This window comes from Methanolobus halotolerans (assembly GCF_004745425.1).
Lineage (GTDB): Archaea > Halobacteriota > Methanosarcinia > Methanosarcinales > Methanosarcinaceae > Methanolobus > Methanolobus halotolerans.
In genome coordinates this window covers 207,946-224,844 of sequence record NZ_PGGK01000003.1, presented here as the reverse complement: position 1 = coordinate 224,844, position 16,899 = coordinate 207,946, and the positions used below count along the sequence as shown (strand labels likewise).

22 protein-coding genes are annotated in these 16,899 nt (G+C 43.6%); 5 read left to right on the top strand and 17 right to left on the bottom strand.

The window, feature by feature from the left end; genetic code table 11:
- Positions 1 to 346: 346 nt before the first annotated feature.
- Together CUN85_RS13295 and CUN85_RS04370 are read right to left on the bottom strand one after the other, a co-directional pair.
- The gene (locus CUN85_RS13295; protein ID WP_235856198.1) at positions 347 to 487 is read right to left on the bottom strand and encodes a transposase; all 141 of its coding nucleotides are present in this window, start codon (positions 485 to 487) and stop codon (positions 347 to 349) included.
- 198 nt (positions 488 to 685) lie between these two features.
- Entirely contained in the window at positions 686 to 1,639 is a 954-nt protein-coding gene (locus CUN85_RS04370) for a hemerythrin domain-containing protein (RefSeq protein ID WP_135389092.1), read from the bottom strand.
- A 370-nt stretch (positions 1,640 to 2,009) separates the two neighbouring features.
- On the opposite strand from CUN85_RS04370, the gene CUN85_RS04365 reads away from it, so the two are divergent.
- Both CUN85_RS04365 and CUN85_RS04360 read left to right on the top strand, forming a co-directional pair.
- On the top strand, positions 2,010 to 2,198 hold the full coding sequence (locus CUN85_RS04365; protein WP_135389091.1) for a DUF2795 domain-containing protein: 189 nt from the start codon (positions 2,010 to 2,012) through the stop codon (positions 2,196 to 2,198).
- 194 nt (positions 2,199 to 2,392) lie between these two features.
- A complete protein-coding gene (locus tag CUN85_RS04360) occupies positions 2,393 to 3,151 on the top strand; it encodes an ion transporter (protein WP_135389090.1) in 759 nt (252 codons plus the stop codon).
- A gap of 141 nt (positions 3,152 to 3,292) precedes the next feature.
- Here the strand turns inward: CUN85_RS04360 and CUN85_RS04355 are convergent, their stop codons facing one another.
- Positions 3,293 to 3,838, bottom strand: a complete 546-nt coding sequence (locus tag CUN85_RS04355) for a PRC-barrel domain-containing protein (RefSeq protein ID WP_135389089.1) — start codon at positions 3,836 to 3,838, stop codon at positions 3,293 to 3,295.
- Between the two features lie 200 nt (positions 3,839 to 4,038).
- Between CUN85_RS04355 and CUN85_RS04350 the strand changes: the two genes are divergently transcribed.
- The 3 genes from CUN85_RS04350 to CUN85_RS04340 all read left to right on the top strand — a co-directional run bounded on the left by CUN85_RS04350 (position 4,039) and on the right by CUN85_RS04340 (position 5,362).
- Positions 4,039 to 4,299: a DUF2795 domain-containing protein gene (locus tag CUN85_RS04350; protein ID WP_135389088.1), complete on the top strand. Its 261-nt coding sequence runs from the start codon at positions 4,039 to 4,041 to the stop codon at positions 4,297 to 4,299.
- Between the two features lie 271 nt (positions 4,300 to 4,570).
- Positions 4,571 to 4,876 carry a DUF2795 domain-containing protein gene (locus CUN85_RS04345; protein ID WP_135389087.1) on the top strand — a complete coding sequence of 102 codons (306 nt, stop codon included), beginning with the start codon at positions 4,571 to 4,573 and terminating at the stop codon, positions 4,874 to 4,876.
- A gap of 210 nt (positions 4,877 to 5,086) precedes the next feature.
- Entirely contained in the window at positions 5,087 to 5,362 is a 276-nt protein-coding gene (locus CUN85_RS04340; protein ID WP_135389086.1) for a DUF2795 domain-containing protein, read from the top strand.
- 180 nt (positions 5,363 to 5,542) lie between these two features.
- Here CUN85_RS04340 and fpoO read toward each other — a convergent pair whose 3' ends face one another.
- The 14 genes from fpoO to CUN85_RS04270 all read right to left on the bottom strand — a co-directional run bounded on the left by fpoO (position 5,543) and on the right by CUN85_RS04270 (position 16,887).
- Positions 5,543 to 5,902 (bottom strand): F420H2 dehydrogenase subunit FpoO, encoded by a 360-nt coding sequence (gene fpoO, locus CUN85_RS04335; protein ID WP_135389085.1) that lies wholly within the window; start codon positions 5,900 to 5,902, stop codon positions 5,543 to 5,545.
- Positions 5,903 to 7,354 carry a F(420)H(2) dehydrogenase subunit N gene (gene fpoN / locus CUN85_RS04330; protein WP_135389084.1) on the bottom strand — a complete coding sequence of 484 codons (1,452 nt, stop codon included), beginning with the start codon at positions 7,352 to 7,354 and terminating at the stop codon, positions 5,903 to 5,905. It lies immediately after the preceding gene.
- Between the two features lie 3 nt (positions 7,355 to 7,357).
- The gene (fpoM, locus tag CUN85_RS04325; RefSeq protein WP_135389083.1) at positions 7,358 to 8,845 is read right to left on the bottom strand and encodes a F(420)H(2) dehydrogenase subunit M; all 1,488 of its coding nucleotides are present in this window, start codon (positions 8,843 to 8,845) and stop codon (positions 7,358 to 7,360) included.
- Positions 8,845 to 10,857, bottom strand: a complete 2,013-nt coding sequence (gene fpoL, locus CUN85_RS04320; RefSeq protein WP_205804358.1) for a F420H2 dehydrogenase subunit FpoL — start codon at positions 10,855 to 10,857, stop codon at positions 8,845 to 8,847. Before fpoL ends, fpoM begins: the two co-directional genes overlap by 1 nt.
- A 2-nt stretch (positions 10,858 to 10,859) precedes the next feature.
- Positions 10,860 to 11,162 (bottom strand): F420H2 dehydrogenase subunit FpoK, encoded by a 303-nt coding sequence (gene fpoK / locus CUN85_RS04315; RefSeq protein WP_135389081.1) that lies wholly within the window; start codon positions 11,160 to 11,162, stop codon positions 10,860 to 10,862.
- The gene (gene fpoJ / locus CUN85_RS13500; RefSeq protein WP_135389080.1) at positions 11,159 to 11,467 is read right to left on the bottom strand and encodes a F420H2 dehydrogenase subunit FpoJ; all 309 of its coding nucleotides are present in this window, start codon (positions 11,465 to 11,467) and stop codon (positions 11,159 to 11,161) included. The genes fpoK and fpoJ overlap by 4 nt, the downstream gene beginning before the upstream one ends.
- A complete protein-coding gene (locus CUN85_RS13495) occupies positions 11,457 to 11,735 on the bottom strand; it encodes an NADH-quinone oxidoreductase subunit J (protein ID WP_135389079.1) in 279 nt (92 codons plus the stop codon). Before CUN85_RS13495 ends, fpoJ begins: the two co-directional genes overlap by 11 nt.
- The gene (fpoI, locus tag CUN85_RS04300) at positions 11,720 to 12,163 is read right to left on the bottom strand and encodes a F420H2 dehydrogenase subunit FpoI (RefSeq protein WP_135389078.1); all 444 of its coding nucleotides are present in this window, start codon (positions 12,161 to 12,163) and stop codon (positions 11,720 to 11,722) included. The genes CUN85_RS13495 and fpoI overlap by 16 nt, the downstream gene beginning before the upstream one ends.
- A gap of 4 nt (positions 12,164 to 12,167) precedes the next feature.
- On the bottom strand, positions 12,168 to 13,193 hold the full coding sequence (fpoH, locus tag CUN85_RS04295; protein WP_135389077.1) for a F420H2 dehydrogenase subunit FpoH: 1,026 nt from the start codon (positions 13,191 to 13,193) through the stop codon (positions 12,168 to 12,170).
- 5 nt (positions 13,194 to 13,198) lie between these two features.
- The gene (fpoD, locus tag CUN85_RS04290) at positions 13,199 to 14,323 is read right to left on the bottom strand and encodes a F420H2 dehydrogenase subunit FpoD (protein ID WP_135389145.1); all 1,125 of its coding nucleotides are present in this window, start codon (positions 14,321 to 14,323) and stop codon (positions 13,199 to 13,201) included.
- Positions 14,324 to 14,335: 12 nt separating this feature from the next.
- Positions 14,336 to 14,812: a F420H2 dehydrogenase subunit FpoC gene (gene fpoC / locus CUN85_RS04285; RefSeq protein WP_135389076.1), complete on the bottom strand. Its 477-nt coding sequence runs from the start codon at positions 14,810 to 14,812 to the stop codon at positions 14,336 to 14,338.
- A 9-nt stretch (positions 14,813 to 14,821) separates the two neighbouring features.
- A complete protein-coding gene (gene fpoB, locus CUN85_RS04280; protein WP_205804356.1) occupies positions 14,822 to 15,397 on the bottom strand; it encodes a F(420)H(2) dehydrogenase subunit B in 576 nt (191 codons plus the stop codon).
- Positions 15,385 to 15,777 (bottom strand): F420H2 dehydrogenase subunit FpoA, encoded by a 393-nt coding sequence (gene fpoA / locus CUN85_RS04275; RefSeq protein ID WP_205804354.1) that lies wholly within the window; start codon positions 15,775 to 15,777, stop codon positions 15,385 to 15,387. Before fpoA ends, fpoB begins: the two co-directional genes overlap by 13 nt.
- Before the next feature lie 603 nt (positions 15,778 to 16,380).
- A complete protein-coding gene (locus CUN85_RS04270) occupies positions 16,381 to 16,887 on the bottom strand; it encodes a hypothetical protein (RefSeq protein WP_135389075.1) in 507 nt (168 codons plus the stop codon).
- Positions 16,888 to 16,899 lie beyond the last annotated feature (12 nt).

Genomic DNA, 16,899 nt, shown 5'->3' with positions numbered 1-16,899 from the left:
AAATGCAGGATATATATTATATAAGAAAATTATAAATTCCATTATATATAGGTTGGCAGTACATCTTATGTTCAACTGTTACTAATCTATAATTAATAATTTGAATACTTGTTGAAAAAATCAATTAGCAACCAGTGAAGTTGAGGTAATCAGGAAGCACAGGACGTCGCACATATCTTTGAGTTCTGCCCTGAAAGCTAGCCTGAGTGAACTACCGCCCTATAAATAGTGTGGCATCCTGCTTCATTATCGAATCCAACGGCTCGATTCCACAAGCCTGAGCTGTAGTTCCTACAGCACGATTGAGAATATTGATAGCGGCATTATGGTCACGGTCAAGAACTAATCAACAATGAGGACAGTTATGTACTCTCACTGCTAATGATTTATCAACCTTTTCACCACAATTACTGCAAAGTTGTGAGGTATTGCATGGATTTACTAACTCTGCAAACTTACCAGCCTCTTCCGCTTTGTATTTTGTAATCTGATATTACTCATGCTATGAAGCTGGAGGAATGAGGAATTTCAATATTGAAAAATTCTTTCTTGATTATATTGAAAATGAATGGCCGTGTTTATTGGAGCTGCAGCCTTTTTTACTTATAGTTCCTGATAATTATAATCAAAATATATCAAGGGGTTTCCCCCTGATATTTTTGAAAGTGTTCACAGAATATACAAGTTATAGAGATCTGCCATGTGTTGACTCGTATCTGTTCTTGAAATCAAGATACTTCTGGCCAATCTCCTCGGCTTTCTGAGCACTTAGAACATCTTTTGAAGCAGGGAACATCTCCTTTTCCTCTTCTTCAACGTGGTGCTTTACATTTTCCTTCAGGACCTTGAGTTTAGGAATCCACATTTCATCTTTTTCACTCATGGTGTCCAGCTCTGATAAAAGGACTTTTGCAACGTGATGTTCCTCATAGCCTTCCATGGAGATGTCGTGGGTGCTTCCTTTCTCCTTTAGTACCGGATAGAGTAATTCTTCCTCACCATTCATATGGGGATGCAGTTCAGCCTTGATCTGCATGAAACTATCCCTTGAACCGGTGTTAATAGCTTCGTCAAAAAGATTCAGCATTTTATCATGTTCATCTTTTAATATCTGATAGATTTCCATACCCTGACCCACTCTGCCGGCAGAAATCTCTTCGCTTGTAGCTGCAGATCCCATTACAGGAGCTGCAGCTGCTTCCGGAGGCCTATCTCTTGCCGCTCCGGTCTCACTGGTGGCTCTTGTCTCCTGCCTTTCCCCGATTATCTGTGTTCCCTGGGAGGGACGCTGCTCATAGCCATAATGGCTATAGATATTTCTAATGTATTCCTGATGGTCGACACCATGGGTCCCTGGCCAGTTATCCTTGTCAAACCCCGGGGCATTTTCCAGCCTGTCCTTATCCACATTCAGAATGAAGGCATGCTCATCCGGCTTTTTGTGTAAAGTTTCGGCAGGGACTCCGAATAACTTATCCCCGATACCCAGGATACCTCCAAAAGATAATACGACATAAGCAATTGATCCGCTTTCCAGATCGATCATTACGTCTTTTATATCCCCAAGATCTTCACCCTTATTATTTACAATTTTATCTCCATTAATACTGCTAGCCGATAATATATTTGGTACAGCCAAATAAACCACTCCCTTTTGATTTTCGGTATGAGGCGGTTTGCCTCTACCGATAAATAACTATTTTGAGCTTATTTATGTATTGCGGAACTCAGGTATAGTACACTGATTCTAAAGAAAATGCAGATCGGATCAGGTTCCGGGATCGAACTGAGAAGAAAGACTGCTCTTAGAGTAATAATTGAATCAGAATTTTTATGTGAATTCCTGATATATAAGATATTGACAAAATGAAACCACTGCATTTCCCGAACTTAGTTTTCAATACCACGTAAAGTATTTTTTGAATAATTTGTTCTAAGAGTATTTATTTATATCAGGGAATATAATAGTGAATTGGGGCAACTCTTTATATAGAGGGGAGGTGAGATATTTGAAATCAAATGCAGCTAAAGTTCAGAAAGCACTTGCAGGCATAGAATATCCTAAAGAGAAACAGGAAGTAGTAAGTTATGCCAAGGACCATGGTGCTTCCCAGGACGTAGTCGACGATCTGCAGTCACTGCCTGATAAGAGGTATAAGACTGCTGCAGATCTTAGTAGTGCTTTCTCCGGAAAGTAACAGAAACTGGAAGACCATAGCCTATGTACAGACTTATTTAGTACCATGGGAATTTTAGATAGAAGCCGATCGGCTTATAAAACACTGTTATAATAGCCGGAACCGGACTTTTTTGTTGCGTGATTCTTTATGAATAAAGTTACCATTTAACTGCTATGTAAGAATTAAATATAGTTCTAACAGATTAATAATGCATGGATAAAGAAAAGTTCGATCAGGAACGTGAAGAGATACTTTACCAGATAAACCAGACTCTGGAAACTCCTCTTATATTGCTATCCATAATTTGGTTAACCCTTATTGTAATTGATCTGTTGTACGGACTTCCTTCTTTTTTACAGATACTGAGTACTGCTATCTGGATTCTTTTCATAGTTGATTTTATTATAGAACTCTATATTGCTCCCCGAAGAAAGGCCTATTTAAGCAAGAACTGGCTGTCAGCAATATCATTGCTTTTACCTCCTTTAAGGATACTTAAGATATTCAGATCAGTGAGGTTGCTTAAGATATTGCGTTTTAGCCGTCCAGTTAATCTGGCCCGGCTGATTTCCTCTTTCAATAGAAGCCTGAGAATAGTAAGGAACACAATGAAACAAAGAGGGTTGGGGTATATGATAGCCCTTACAACTCTTATATCCCTGCTTGGTGCAGCCGGCATGTACAGTTTTGAGTATCCAAACTTCCGTTCTTACGGAGATGCGCTCTGGTGGACCGGCATGATCATGACAACACTTGGCAGTGAGTACTGGCCGCAAACAAATGAAGGACGGATAATGGCTTTTTTACTGTCTGTTTATGCACTTGCCATTTTCGGATACATAACTGCAGCATTTGCGAGTATACTTCTTGGAAAAGACAGGGCTTCGCAATCAAAAGAGATAAAGGAACTTCAGAAGGAGATACAACTTCTTTCCAGTAAGATCGACGATTCATTCCACAAAGAAAAATAGCACATTCCAAGTATAATTGCTTAAGTTAATTCCATAATTACATGAATACGAAAACATTGGATTGGATGCTTATATTAGTATGTAAAATTGCATACTAAGAGCTCATAGCTCTGTATACAATTTACAAAGGAACATTTATGTTTATTTTCTTTCGGTTCTCTTCCTGGGTGACTTGAGCGTTCTACCCTCTTCGTGAATACCTCCGAGGCCTTCGACAGTTCTGCCTCCTTCTCTTATGCCTCCAAGTCCTTCGATCGTCCGTCCACTGGGTTCTTCAAGCGACCGGTCCTGGGTTCGCTCACTCTCTCCCAGTACTTCAGTTCCCTCGTAGGGACATGCATATCCATAGTAACCATAGATACATTCTGCGTAGTCTATCGGCGCCTCACCGGAAATACCCGGCCATTTATCTTTGTCAAAGCCCGGAGCATCTTTTAATCTTTCCTTATCCATATTAAGAATAAAAGTATCCTTTTTACCCGGCATTTTCCTTAAGGCTTCGATAGGCACACCAAAAAGCTTGTCAGCAACGCCCATAAAACCACCGAACGATATCACAACATAAGCAACTGAGTTGTTTGTTATATCAATCACAATATCCTTTATACTACCAAGGTCTTCACCTTTGTCGTTTACTATCTTGTCCCCCTCCAAAGAACTGGCTGAGAACATATCCGGAACAACCATAGTTATCACTCCCTTTTGATTTTCCATATGAGGCAAAAATTACCTTCCCCAATTAAATATGAGGTGTTAGTTTATTTAAGTATATCGATATCAAATATATTGTAATGTGAAAGAGAAGCAGAACGTTGATTTTGAGTATTTATTTATATACCTTTACAGATAATGACCAGTGATATCCTTTAAAGAGGGGGAGTGAAACCATGAGAAGCAAAGCAGCTACAATACAGGAAGCACTTGAATATCTGAATTATCCAAAAAAGAAAGATGAGATTCTTGAATATGCCAGAGACCACAGGTTTACAGAAGATATCATATCGGACCTTCAAAATATTTCAGACAGGACCTATGAGAACTCTTTAGATCTGCGAAATGAGTTTGAAAAGGGACTGCACTCAGAGCCAGCCCGGCATATATCCGGGGAAAGTTCCACATCGTTCAGGAGTGAACGGGGACAAGAGTGAACCTTTATCTTTAATATTTTTAACAAATCATAGTTGTATGTTATGAGCGTTTTACCGCAGCGTAACCTGCAGTATCTTAAATTAATCAATCAGGATATTTTGCTAGTAGATCTGATTTTTGATATTGTCATCATCCTGCTGATATGTATAAACAGGCCTTATAGCAAGCAAACTATTTTTTAAAGGATTTTTTATAAAAGTATCTATTTATATCATATGCTTTCATGGTAAATTGGGGTATAATCCCTTAAAGCAGGAGGGAGGTGAATTTATGAGAAGTAATGCCGCTGAAGTTGAGAAAGCATTATGGGGCATGGATTATCCGAAAAGGAAACAGGAAATTATTGAATATGCCAGACAACATGATGCTTCTGATAACATAATGTCCGAACTGCGGAGCATTTCAGAAAAAGCCTACACAGGTCCTGAGCAGATCAGTAGAGAGCTTGAAAGCAATTCTTCTAAGAGCAGTTCTTCTAAGTCCAGTCAAGATCCGATGTCAGGGAGTTCAAAGGAAAGCTCTGACAGTTCATACGGAGGCAGCAGTCAGGGTTTTGGTGGAAGAGGAGGAGCATAAGTTCTTTTTCCAGATAGATATCTTGAAAGCAAAGCCGGCCAGATCATCAGGCCGGCTTATAGTTATTTAATCAGAACTTAGAGCATCTACACTGGCAGGAAGTTATCATTTATATATTTTATTTAATATCTATATGTAATTCTAGTGTTTATTTATACTACTGCATGACATACTAGCTATGATTATTCCTTTAAACGGGGGAGTGAAACTATGAGAAGCAATGCAACTGCTGTACAGGAAGCACTGGAAGGAATAGAGTATCCGAAGAATAAAAGAGACATTCTGGACTATGCTAAAAAACATCATGCTTCCGAGAATATAATCTCTGATCTGCAGGATATTCCTGACAAAAAATATGAGAGCACGTCAGATATCAGAAGAGCCTTAGGTGTTAAAGGTTTGACAGAGGATATGCAAAAGAGAATCGAAGAGGATGTTGAAAAGATAGACAAAGATATAGACAGATGGACACAGCATAAGTCTTAAGAATAATTTTCAAAATTCCAGACTTCTCTTTTTGCTGACCTTTTTAATAGTACATGAGAAAGCAGACAATATTCCAAAGCACCAGTGTCAAAGAAGAAACCTTTGCGACCGGTAAGGATAGATATTTATAAAAAAGAACATGAACCGACAGCACTGCCGGCTCATTTTGACTTTACTTGCTCAGTCTGTTATATGTTCGTGCGGGTGTGTAGCCTTATCGCGATCCCACTCAACTTTGGCCTGTTCAATTGAATTAAGGCATCTCTTGCAGATATGAACAGTATCCCCCTCTGCACCTTTGGAGAAAGAGGGTCTGCTGATATGCACATCAAACAGGCGTTCTGCGGAGCCACATAACTGGCATGTACCGGTAGTCCCGGTGCCGGTGCTCTCCTGATTTGCCTTTATTGCGGCGCTTACGCATTGTTCGCAAAGACCCTGCCACATACCCTGTGGATATGAGTCAGCAAACCCGGGTTTGTACACCTTTACAGGAACAAGGGTTGGGAGGGCTACTCCACAAAGATCACAGTCTGCCATTTATATTCCTCCGGGAATCAATACCTTTGCTGCTTCCATTGCCCAGTGGACGAATGGCTCAGGCCAGAAACCAATTGCAAGTACGCCGATGACAGCTACTGCCAGAGCGATCGTGTATGGAAGAGGTTCTGATACCCTTTCTGCATCTGTCGGCAGGAAGTACATGTACTTTACGACCCTTGCATAATAGTACAGTGACAGTGCACTGTTAAGTATGGCAATTACTGCAAGCCAGACAAGCCCTGACTGTATGGTTGATGAGAACAGTATGAACTTGCTCATGTAACCTGCTGTAAGCGGGATGCCTGCCAGAGCGAATACGAAGATGGTCATGGAGAGTGCTGTTATCGGCATTCTCCTGCCAAGGCCCCTGAAGTTATCCAGGTGGTCAGGGTTCTCAGTATTCTTGTTCTGTGAAAGTACCATATACACTACTGCTCCTGTTGCGATGAAAGCTCCGGCTTTCATGAAACCGTGTGACAGTGCATAGAGTATACCACCGCCAAGTGCCATGGGTGTCAGTACAACGAATGCCATTGAGATATAGCCTGCCTGCGCAAGGGAAGAATATGCAAGCATTCTCTTGACACTGGTCTGGGACAGTGCGACAACGTTACCATAGGTCATTGTCACGACCGCCAGGATTGCGAACACCATCTGCCATTCCGCCTGCAAGGCTATCAGGGCGATAATGAAGACCTTGAATGCCGCAACGATACCCATCTTCTTGGAACCGGCTGCAAGCAGGGCTGAGACCACTGAAGGTGAACCCTGGTATGTGTCAGGTGCCCACATATGGAATGGTACAAGGGCTATCTTGAAACCAAAGCCAGCTAACATGAGAACTAATGCAACAATTCCTATCGGGTTTGTTACAAGTCCTCCCGCATTTGCTGCAATAGCCGGGATACTGGTGGTACCGGTCATTCCGTAGATGAAACTGATACCAAAGAGCAGGAGTGCAGCCGAAAGGGAACCGATCATGAAGTACTTCATTGAAGCTTCGATAGATCTTGGATTGTTCTTCTCGAATCCTGCCAGTGCATAGGTTGCCAGACTTGCAAGTTCAAATGCCACGAAAAGTACCATCAGGTCGTTTGCGGATGCAACGAACATCATTCCTATGGTTGCGAAGATCGCCAGGGAGAAGAACTCCTCTGTGTTATCACTACCTTCCGTGTATTTTATAGATGCGATCGAAACCAGCAGCAAGACGACCAGGAACACTATCTTGAAGAATTGGGATAGCGCATCGATCGACAATGTTTCATCGAACATTGTCGCTTCGGTTCCAAGGCTGGTAACTGTCAGTGCCAGTGCAGCAAGGATACCGAGAGTTGCAAGGAAGCCCAGTATCTTTTTTGAGCCAACTGGTATGAAAAGGCCTATAAGCAATACAGCCAGGCCAGTTACTACGAGGGTAAGTTCAGGAGCTAATAACATCAGGTCCATGAATCACACCCCCATAACAGCCATCAGGCTGATTATGTTTTCTGAATTTGTCAACATCATATCAAGCACCGGACTTGGATTAAGTCCAAAGTACAGTATGAGTATTGCAATGATTCCCATAGACAATGTCTGATATCCATTGATATCGACAATTGTACCCAGTTTTTCATTGAATACACCGAACATTGTTCTCTGAAGGGCCCACAGGTGGTATGCAGCTGTAATAACAATAGCAAGCAGTGCGATTATCACATATGCCGGCAGGTTCACGAAGGATCCTGCAAGGACAGATACCTCTGCAATAAACCCGGTGAGCCCTGGAAGGCCAAGGGATGCCATAAAGGTCAGCACCATAATTACAGCCAGCTTTGGCATCCTTTGTGCCAGTCCGCCAAGATCATTCATGATCCTTGTTCCTGCTGTCGAGTTGATAACGCCGCTGGCCATGAACATAACACTCATGATAAGCCCGTGTGAGAACTGCTGGAACATCGCACCTGAAACGGATAGTGAGACCATGCCGGCTGCACCCAGAGTAACATACCCCATGTGACTCACACTGGAGTAGGCGATCATTCTCTTAAGGTCCTTCTGTGCAAGGGCAGCGAATGCTCCGTATATTATGCTTATCGCACCAACAGCTGCCAGTATATTGATCATAAGGCCGGGTGATGCTGTGAAAGGGAGCAGTGGGAGCACGATCTTGAAGATACCGTATCCACCGATCTTTAGCATTACAAAGAGCACACTGCCTGCAGTAGGTGCCTCGGTATATGCATCAGGTTGCCATGAGTGGAATGGGAACACAGGCAACTTGACTATAAAACCGAAAAGCAGTGCAAGGACTATCATATCCTTCATCAGGCCGGACTCGATGAACTGGAACTGTGAAAGCAGATACGGAATGTCCAGGCTTGGTGTTCCTGTGGCTTCCCAGGCTGCAAAGTACAGTCCGAAGATACCGAGCAGCATTACAAGGGATGCTACATGTGTATAGATGAAGAACTTGATGGAGGCGTGGTGTTTGTTAGGACCGCCCCATATGCTCACCATGAAGAAGAGCGGTATGAGGGTAAGTTCCCAGAATATGTAGAACAGGAAAAAATCCAGTGCTGCAAAGACACCGATGGCTGCACCCTCTGTTGCCAGAATGAGCGCATAGAACCTGTTGGGTGATTTTCTTTCGTCATTCCATGTGAAGAGAATAAGGAATGGAAGCACTATCGCATTGAGAAGTATCAATGGCATTGCTATCCCATCTACACCAAGGTGATATGTAATACCGAGGGACGGAACCCACTGATACATCTCTACAAACTGATTCTCTGCTATTGTACTGTCAAAGTTGAAGTACATATACATCGTGAGTACCAGTACTGCAACTGTAGCTACAAGAGCCATTGCTCTTGCCTGTTGTTTTGTTTTTGTTAGTAAGGTAAGTGCTGCAAATATCAGAGGTATCAGCACGATTAAAGATAGTATCGGCAACATTAGATTACCTCCATAATCACTTTGATAAGCACTATCAGGAGACCGACTCCTGCCACCACGGCGGTAGCGTAGGTCTGTATCACTCCGGTCTGGAACTGACGGAGTGAATCTCCGGTCTCAATCGTGACATCACTTATCCAGTTAACGACCCAGTCAAATCCACGGTCTATAGAACGGACTGCAAATGCAAATCCTTCGTAGATGATCTTGACAGAAATGAAGTCTGTAAAGATCGCATTCTGGTAGTACCTGTTGTAAAGGAGTTTGTAAACCGGGTTGTTCCTTGAGACAAGGTTATCCATGTTGACCACTTTCAGTCCGTATATCAGGTAGGCGATCAGAAGACCTGCGACTGCAACTATCAACGGCATCCAGAGTATGAGCACCGGCTCATGTCCTACATGGGCTGCAAGATGATAACCTCCCATCTCTGCAAGTTCAGGAATGTTCATGTTGACAAAGTTATTTCCAAAAGTCTCGCTGACAAAGTCATTGAACCTCCGGGAAGTAAGACCTCCGAAGAAGAGTGCCAGCAGTGCGAGTATTGAGAGTGGTATCGTCATTGACGCATGAGACTCATGTCCTCCGTAATCCGTACGTGGCTTACCGAAGAATGTCATGAATATCAGCCTGAATATGTAGATGGACGTCAGCAGGGCCGCAACTATGGAAAGTACGTATGGGATCCACATTCCGCTGCTTTCACCGAAAAGATATGCACCCTCGATGATAGCATCCTTACTGAAGAAGCCACTTGTACCGAAGATAGTTCCCGGTATACCAAAACCTGCCAGTGAAAGAGCTGCGATGATCATCGTTGCCGCTGTTATCGGCATGACCTTTGCCACACCTCCAAGCTGCCTCATATCGTGGGTGCCCACTGCGTGAATAACGCTACCGGCACACAGGAAGAGCAGGGCTTTGAAGAATGCGTGATTGATCAGGTGGAAGATGGACATACCGACTGCCTCTGCACCAATCGCTGCTCCGATACCAAGGCCAAGCATCATATAACCGAGCTGGCTGATAGTGGAGTATGCAAGTACACGCTTAAGGTCGTTCATCACTATACCCATGGTCGCTGCGAATATCGCTGTGAAAGCACCAAGGTATGCAACCACAAGCAGGGTATCCGGAGCTGCTATGAACATCGGGAATGTTCTTGCAACCAGATAGACACCGGCTGTAACCATTGTTGCTGCGTGTATGAGGGCAGAAACAGTTGTAGGACCTTCCATTGCGTCAGGAAGCCATACATGAAGCGGGAACTGACCGGATTTACCTACTGCACCGCCGAAGAAAAGCAGTGTGATAATAGTAATGTGGCTCACTTCCATTCCAAGGATGTTTGCATTCATTGCTGCAAGTTCCGGAATGTGAGCGAATATCTCGTCGAATCTCATGATAAAGACACCATCAGGGATAGTGCCATTGAATATCTTGAAGAGGTCTGAGAAAAGTATAACGATACCTGCAAGGAACATAACGTCACCGATCCTGGTTGTCAGGAACGCTTTCTTTGCAGCTGTTGCTGCAGCAGGCTTCTGGTACCAGAAACCGATGAGCAGATATGAACATACACCCACGAGTTCCCAGCTGATGAAGAGCTGCAGGATGTTATCTGAAAGGATCAGGCTCAACATTGATGCAGTGAACAGTGCAGTCTCAGCAAAGTATCTGGACTGTGACCTGTCATGAGACATGTAGCCCACTGAATAGATGTGAATGAGCAGACTGACAAATGTCACCATTGTAAGCATTACAGCTGCAAGCGGGTCTACCAGGATACCTAAATTAAACATAGCAAACCAGCTGTAAGACTGGGTAATTACCTCTCCGGGGTTCTGAAGCAGGTTCAAAGTTATGAGCAGAGATATTACAAAAGATGTAGCGATCGCTGCTATTGGTATTATCGCACCGCCATTTGGCAGTTTCTTCCCCAGGAAGAATGTCAGCACAAAGGCAAGTGCAGGTAAGAGTGGTATTAAGAATGCTAAATCTCCAATTGCCATTTTTACCACCTCAATATGTTAAATGAATCGAGATTGATCGTATCCCTCATCCTGAAGATGGTCATAAGTATCGCGAATCCGATAGCTGCCTCACATGCTGCCAGTGCGATAGAATACAGAGCGAACACCTGTCCGGTGAGGTCTGCATTGTAGCTGGAGAAAGCAACAAGATTGAGGTTTGCGGAGTTGAGCATGAGTTCGACAGACATCAGCATACGGATACCACTGCGCTGTGTCATGAATCCATAGAGACCGATTGTGAATATGATCACTGCAAGTCCTACATAGAGTTCTATGGGTATCACTGGGCATCATCCCCTTTTGCCATATAGATGGCACCTATCATTGAGGACAACAATACAATGGAGAGGATCTCGAAAGGTACCACAAAGTCTGTGAAGATCATTACTCCGATCCCTTCGATATTACTCGGATCTTCCAGGTTCTGAGGTAGCTGGTCAACAGAAGGCCAGCTCGTGAAGAACACTGATACCATAAGAACCGCCAGGAACAGGAACGCAACCGTTATTCCAAGTGCACGCGGTCTGAAGAAGTGGTACGCTGATGTGAGTATCTTCATCGGGTTAAACGTTATTTCTTTATTCAACATCTGTGCCAAACTCCTTTTTTGTAAGCATGACTGCGAACAGGATCAATACACCGATCGCACCTATATACACAAGTACCTGAGCAACTCCCAGGAACTGGGCATTCAGCATTATGTACAGAGCAGCAATGACGAACATCGTTATTACCAGTGCAATTGCCGATCTTACAACATTACTTGCAGTCACAACGAATAATGAGAACACTATCGCTGTGAATGCCAGAATCACGAAAATGATAAGTTCAAGGATGTTACCTATTGTGGGGTCCATCTGCTCACCTCCTCACCGGCTTCTTCCTCAGCTTTGATGTCAACTTCCCTTGCCAGCATATCCGGCGTAAACAGAAGGTCCTCGTGGTTCCAGCGGACTATGCCTGTAAGGTATACCTTGGTATTTGAAAGAGCATCCTTGGGACATTGATCGATACAAAGACCACAGAACAGACAGTGGCCTATGTCTATTGAGGGAAACCATCTTTTTTTGTCACTGCCCGGACTAACACGGGCCTTCACTATCTTGATTGCGTTGTTGGGGCATGTGTTTGCACATATTCCACAACCTATGCATTTGCTTTTGTCAAGTTTCTGTAAGCCCCTGAACCTGTCTGCAAGTTTTGTGGGTACTTCCGGACACATTCTTGTAACAGGAGGGCCGAAGTAAATGTTCTTAATAGCTTTTATCACATTTTTAATGACCATTTATTCATACCCCCAGCAGACCCAGTGCAATTACCCATCCGAGGTTGAGGAGGGATAAAGGCAGAAGTCGCTTCCAGCTCAGATCTACTACCTGGTCGATCCTGAACCTTGGAACAGCCCATCTGAGCATGATTATTCCCAGTATTACCAGAACTACTTTACCCAGGAAGAAAGCAGTTGGAAGGATAATGCCAAGGATCGTGTTTGCGGTAAGTGCAGCAGGCAAATTCCATCCTCCAAGGAACAACAATGTAATGAGCATTGAACCAAGGATAAGGTGCATGTACTCTGCGAAGAAACCAAGACCGAATCTCATGCCTGTGTATTCAGTGATCCATCCTGCGATCAGTTCTTCTTCGGATTCGTTCTGGTCGAACGGGAGACGTCCCATGTCAGCCAGCATAGCGATAATGAATACCACAAACCCTAAAGGTTGCATTACGATAAACCACAGAGGGCTCTGTGCTTCAGCTATCTCGACAATGTTCAGTGAACCTGCCATGACAGCAACACTCACGATACAAATACCAAGAGGAACCTCGTATCCGATCATACGTGCAAAGTTCCTGAAGGCACCCAGAAGGGAGTATTTGTTGTTCGCACTGTATGCAACCATGAATATGCCTACGATCGAGATCGCGGACATAGCCTCAATATAGAGAATACTGATATCCATCTCAGTTGCTGCAATTGGATATGTGATACCATTTATTACTACAGCACCGAAAGGAATTGCGACGAGCATCAGGAAAATAGAGCCCAGCAGAAGGATAGGCGCTGAAACGAACAATAACCTGTCAGCATTCTTCGGGATAATATCTTCTTTTGAGAACAACTTGATAGCATCGGCAACCAGCTGTAATATACCATGGGGACCTGTCCTCATAGGACCATATCTCTGCTGGATGTCTGCCGAGAGTTTACGCTCGAACCATATGACAGCCATAGCGCCGAGGAATATGCCACCCATCAGACAAAGACCCAGAATACCTCTTACAAGAGGATTGAAAAGAATTTCCGGTAACTCCATAATAATCACCTGTCAACCTCGCTGGTACATGTGTCCATACTTCCGGCAATTGCCACGATATCTGCAACCTTGACGCCTTTCAGAAGAGGGGGCAATGCCTGCAATGTCGGATATACCGGCCCTCTTACCTTCACACGGTAAGGTTTATCTGAGCCATCGGACACCATATAGAATCCCATTTCTCCTCTTGGGTCCTCCACACGGTGATACACTTCTCCGGCGGGAATTCTCATGACCGGTGACCTCTTACCATAAGGAGTGTTCTCAGGGAACAATGGTCCTTCCGGAATCTGGTCAAGACACTGCTCAATAATGTACATACTTTCACGCATCTCATCGAGACGTACCTGTATTCTGGCATATACATCACCAGCTTTCTCGGTACATACTTTGAAATCAAGGTCCTCATAAACAAGATAAGGTTCGTCTTTCCTGATATCAAATGGGACACCTGTGGCTCTGAGTGGTGGTCCTGATACTCCCAGATCCTTTGCAATATCAGCTGTAAGCACACCTACACCTACAGTTCTTGCCTTGTAGATGGCATCCGTACGATACATATCCTCATAGGAATCGATTGCTTTTCTCACATTGGGGAAAACACGCTTTACATCATCTTTGAATCCTGCAGGCAGGTCATCCTTTACACCGCCAAAACGCAGGAAGCTGTGAGTAATACGGGCTCCGGTAATGGAGTCAAGTAAGCTCAGTACATCTTCTCTTTCCTTGATGGTATACATGAACATACTTACAAAACCAACAAATGAAGCATATTCACCCATGCCAAGCAGATGGCTCTGCAACCTGGAAAGTTCTTCAACGATAACACGAATATACTGTGATCTCTCAGGTACTTCTATGCCTGCAAGTTTCTCAACACAGCCAACATATGCCTCTTCATTGCTCAGTGCGGCAAGGTAGCATATCCTGTCAACAATGGTTATACCCTGAAGATATGTCTTGTTCTCAAGGATCTTTTCAATTCCCTTGTGAATGAAACCCATCTCGACCTCGGAATCAACAACAGTTTCACCTCTCAGCCTGGCGTTCAGTCTGAATGGCCCTGGCAACATGGGATGTTGTGGTCCGAGGTGCACTATCATTTCAGAAGGTCCAACTTTTTCTTCCAACATAATGAATCCTCACACCAAGTTCTTAGCTGTCTTGTTGGGGAAGCCTTTGTAATCTTTACGCAGTGGCCACTCACCCAGCATCTCTTCCGGAAGTACAAGAGGTTTAAGGTCAGGGTGGTCGATAAACTTCACACCGAACAATTCGTAGGTTTCTCTTTCATACCAGTTGGCATTCCAGTATACAGGCACAACTGATTCGATCTGCGGATCGTCTCTTGGAAGATCAGCCTTCAAGGTAAGCACCACAGGGTGCTCATAGGAGCCGATCACGTATAATACCTGAATCTCACCCCTGTCAGGGTAATCGATGCCAAACTCACAACTGAGATGGCCGAAGGACAGGTTTTCCTTGAGATACCGACATACATTTGTTATATTTTCCGATTTCACTTTTGCAACGACCCTGATATCCGATTCCACATCCGTATCATAGATGTCATCAGGGAACTGGCTGTAAAGTGAATCAATTATAGAATTAGCATCCATTGGGTCACCTCAATACTCCGTACCTCTATCCTTCTTTGCTTCGATCTTTTTCTGCAGTTCAAAAAATCCCTGGATAAGGGCCTCAGGCCTTGGCGGACAGCCGGGAACGTAAACATCGACCGGGAAGATCTCATCTATGTTCTGGCGAGTACTGTAAGACTCATAGAACGGACCTCCACTGATGGCGCAGTCCCCAAAGGCTATCACCCATTTTGGTGAGGGCATCTGGTCCCACACTCTTTTGAGTGCAGGCAGGTATTTCTTTGTCACATATCCACTGATGATAAGCACGTCAGCATGTCTTGGGGAGTTACGGGGGATTATTCCGAAACGATCGGTATCATAATGTGCCATACCGGTGGAAAGCAGTTCCACACCACAGCACCCCATTGCGTTTACCATGAACCAGAGTGAACTTTTCCGTCCCCAGTTGAGTACATCCTGGGCTTTAGTCTTCTTAATAAAGTCACTTATCGCATTACGGTCGGTAAGTGTGACGCCCGGGATATCATCATATCCTTGATATTCGCTTTCGTTTTGCTCAACTTCAGCCTGTTCAGCTTCAGATCGCTCTACTTCATCCATTTAAGAGCCTCCTTCTTCAACAGGTAAACATAACCGAACAATACAACAAAAATAAAGACCAGCATTTCAACGGTTGCTAACATCATAATTCCATGTCCTTTGAAAACAGTAGCCCATGGATAGAGGAACAGGACTTCTATATCGAAAAGGACAAAAGCAATGGCATAAAGATAATACTCGACATTGAACTGTATCCTTGCATCCCCGGTAGGGACCGAACCAGCTTCATATGTCTGATATTTTGCTGCAGATCTACTCCTCGGACTTAGCGTCTTTACAAGAAACATGGTCAGAGGAGGCATCAGTAATGCCACAACAAGAATGATTGCAACCGGTATGTAACTATATATTATGTTACTGATATCGATTATTTCTGACATAACAATTCTCCTGAGAGTTATTACGTAGACTTGTCATATGTATAAACACCTTCTGTGTGATCTTTCATATACGCATATCTACAATTTAATGAATCAAACCGCATCTGTTGACATATTTTTCAATAGATAGAGTTGGCTACTTAGTTGATATTAATTCATTATATTTAAATTATGGCAATCAAGGCTATAGAAGTCAGAAATGCGGAACGGAGTAAAAAAGATCAAAGGAATTTACGCATAGATTCAAATCATCCTAATATCGGTTCTTTCTCCTGAAAAAGGGAACGATCTTACATAAAAAAACGGGAATTCTGTGAGCTACTCAGATTGTGCGTCTGCGTACAAACTCTCAGTCAGGTCCGTCTGACGGTACAAATAAACTGTGCACACGTTCGCATATTACCGTGCCTGTAGAAGAAGCAAAATTCTATATGCATATGCATGTCTCGAAATCAGGAGATCTTACAGATGTCGCATGATAAAGTGAAGTGATTTTGATAAAAATATACATAAAAGAAAGAATGGCAGGGGTCTGCGGCCAAAAAAAAGGATACAGGCCGATGCAGGTCCATTGTTCTCAAGAATATTGCGGATACCGGCGCATCAGACATGTTTCGGTGAATAATACTTCTTGATCACGGTATCACATACCGAACAGGATACGACCAGCCAGTCTCCGAGCTTGTGCTGGGCATATTTCTCAAAGATCGAAGAACCACAGGTAGGACACATATAATATTCTTTGAAGTAGTAGTGATAGAACTGCGGTGTGCTCTCTAACCAGTCGAGTACCTTCTGCATATGTTCGAAATAACGCTGTTTAGAAGGATACTTATTATTGTTTTCAATAGCTTCCGATACACGGCTACCGACATCTTTGGTATGTTGGTGTGACTTCTGTGTTAGTTTTTTGTAGTCGGAGATATACTTGGTAGTACTATTAAGATATCTCAGGTAACCTTCATGTGCCTTTGGAATGTTTCTCCGGATAGTGTGCACGAAGTATTCACCCATGACATCCTCCATGATATCCACACACACGGTGCATATATTGTACCCTTCATAGTGCCTGAAGTCCTGAAGGTCGCCACAAATAGAGCAGGTTTCCATGAATTAACCCTC

Coding starts and splice junctions, on each gene's coding strand:
- CUN85_RS13495 (WP_135389079.1), bottom strand. CDS start 11,735: ATGGACCCCACAATAGGTAACATCCTTGAACTTATCATTTTCGTGATT.
- fpoO (WP_135389085.1), bottom strand. CDS start 5,902: ATGGCAGACTGTGATCTTTGTGGAGTAGCCCTCCCAACCCTTGTTCCT.
- CUN85_RS04355 (WP_135389089.1), bottom strand. CDS start 3,838: ATGGTTGTTCCGGATATGTTCTCAGCCAGTTCTTTGGAGGGGGACAAG.
- fpoL (WP_205804358.1), bottom strand. CDS start 10,857: ATGGCAATTGGAGATTTAGCATTCTTAATACCACTCTTACCTGCACTT.
- CUN85_RS04270 (WP_135389075.1), bottom strand. CDS start 16,887: ATGGAAACCTGCTCTATTTGTGGCGACCTTCAGGACTTCAGGCACTAT.
- CUN85_RS04340 (WP_135389086.1), top strand. CDS start 5,087: ATGAGAAGCAATGCAACTGCTGTACAGGAAGCACTGGAAGGAATAGAG.
- CUN85_RS04350 (WP_135389088.1), top strand. CDS start 4,039: ATGAGAAGCAAAGCAGCTACAATACAGGAAGCACTTGAATATCTGAAT.
- fpoM (WP_135389083.1), bottom strand. CDS start 8,845: ATGTTGCCGATACTATCTTTAATCGTGCTGATACCTCTGATATTTGCA.
- fpoJ (WP_135389080.1), bottom strand. CDS start 11,467: ATGTTGAATAAAGAAATAACGTTTAACCCGATGAAGATACTCACATCA.
- fpoN (WP_135389084.1), bottom strand. CDS start 7,354: ATGGACCTGATGTTATTAGCTCCTGAACTTACCCTCGTAGTAACTGGC.
- CUN85_RS04345 (WP_135389087.1), top strand. CDS start 4,571: ATGAGAAGTAATGCCGCTGAAGTTGAGAAAGCATTATGGGGCATGGAT.
- fpoC (WP_135389076.1), bottom strand. CDS start 14,812: ATGGATGCTAATTCTATAATTGATTCACTTTACAGCCAGTTCCCTGAT.
- fpoH (WP_135389077.1), bottom strand. CDS start 13,193: ATGGAGTTACCGGAAATTCTTTTCAATCCTCTTGTAAGAGGTATTCTG.
- CUN85_RS04360 (WP_135389090.1), top strand. CDS start 2,393: ATGGATAAAGAAAAGTTCGATCAGGAACGTGAAGAGATACTTTACCAG.
- fpoI (WP_135389078.1), bottom strand. CDS start 12,163: ATGGTCATTAAAAATGTGATAAAAGCTATTAAGAACATTTACTTCGGC.
- fpoB (WP_205804356.1), bottom strand. CDS start 15,397: ATGGATGAAGTAGAGCGATCTGAAGCTGAACAGGCTGAAGTTGAGCAA.
- fpoA (WP_205804354.1), bottom strand. CDS start 15,777: ATGTCAGAAATAATCGATATCAGTAACATAATATATAGTTACATACCG.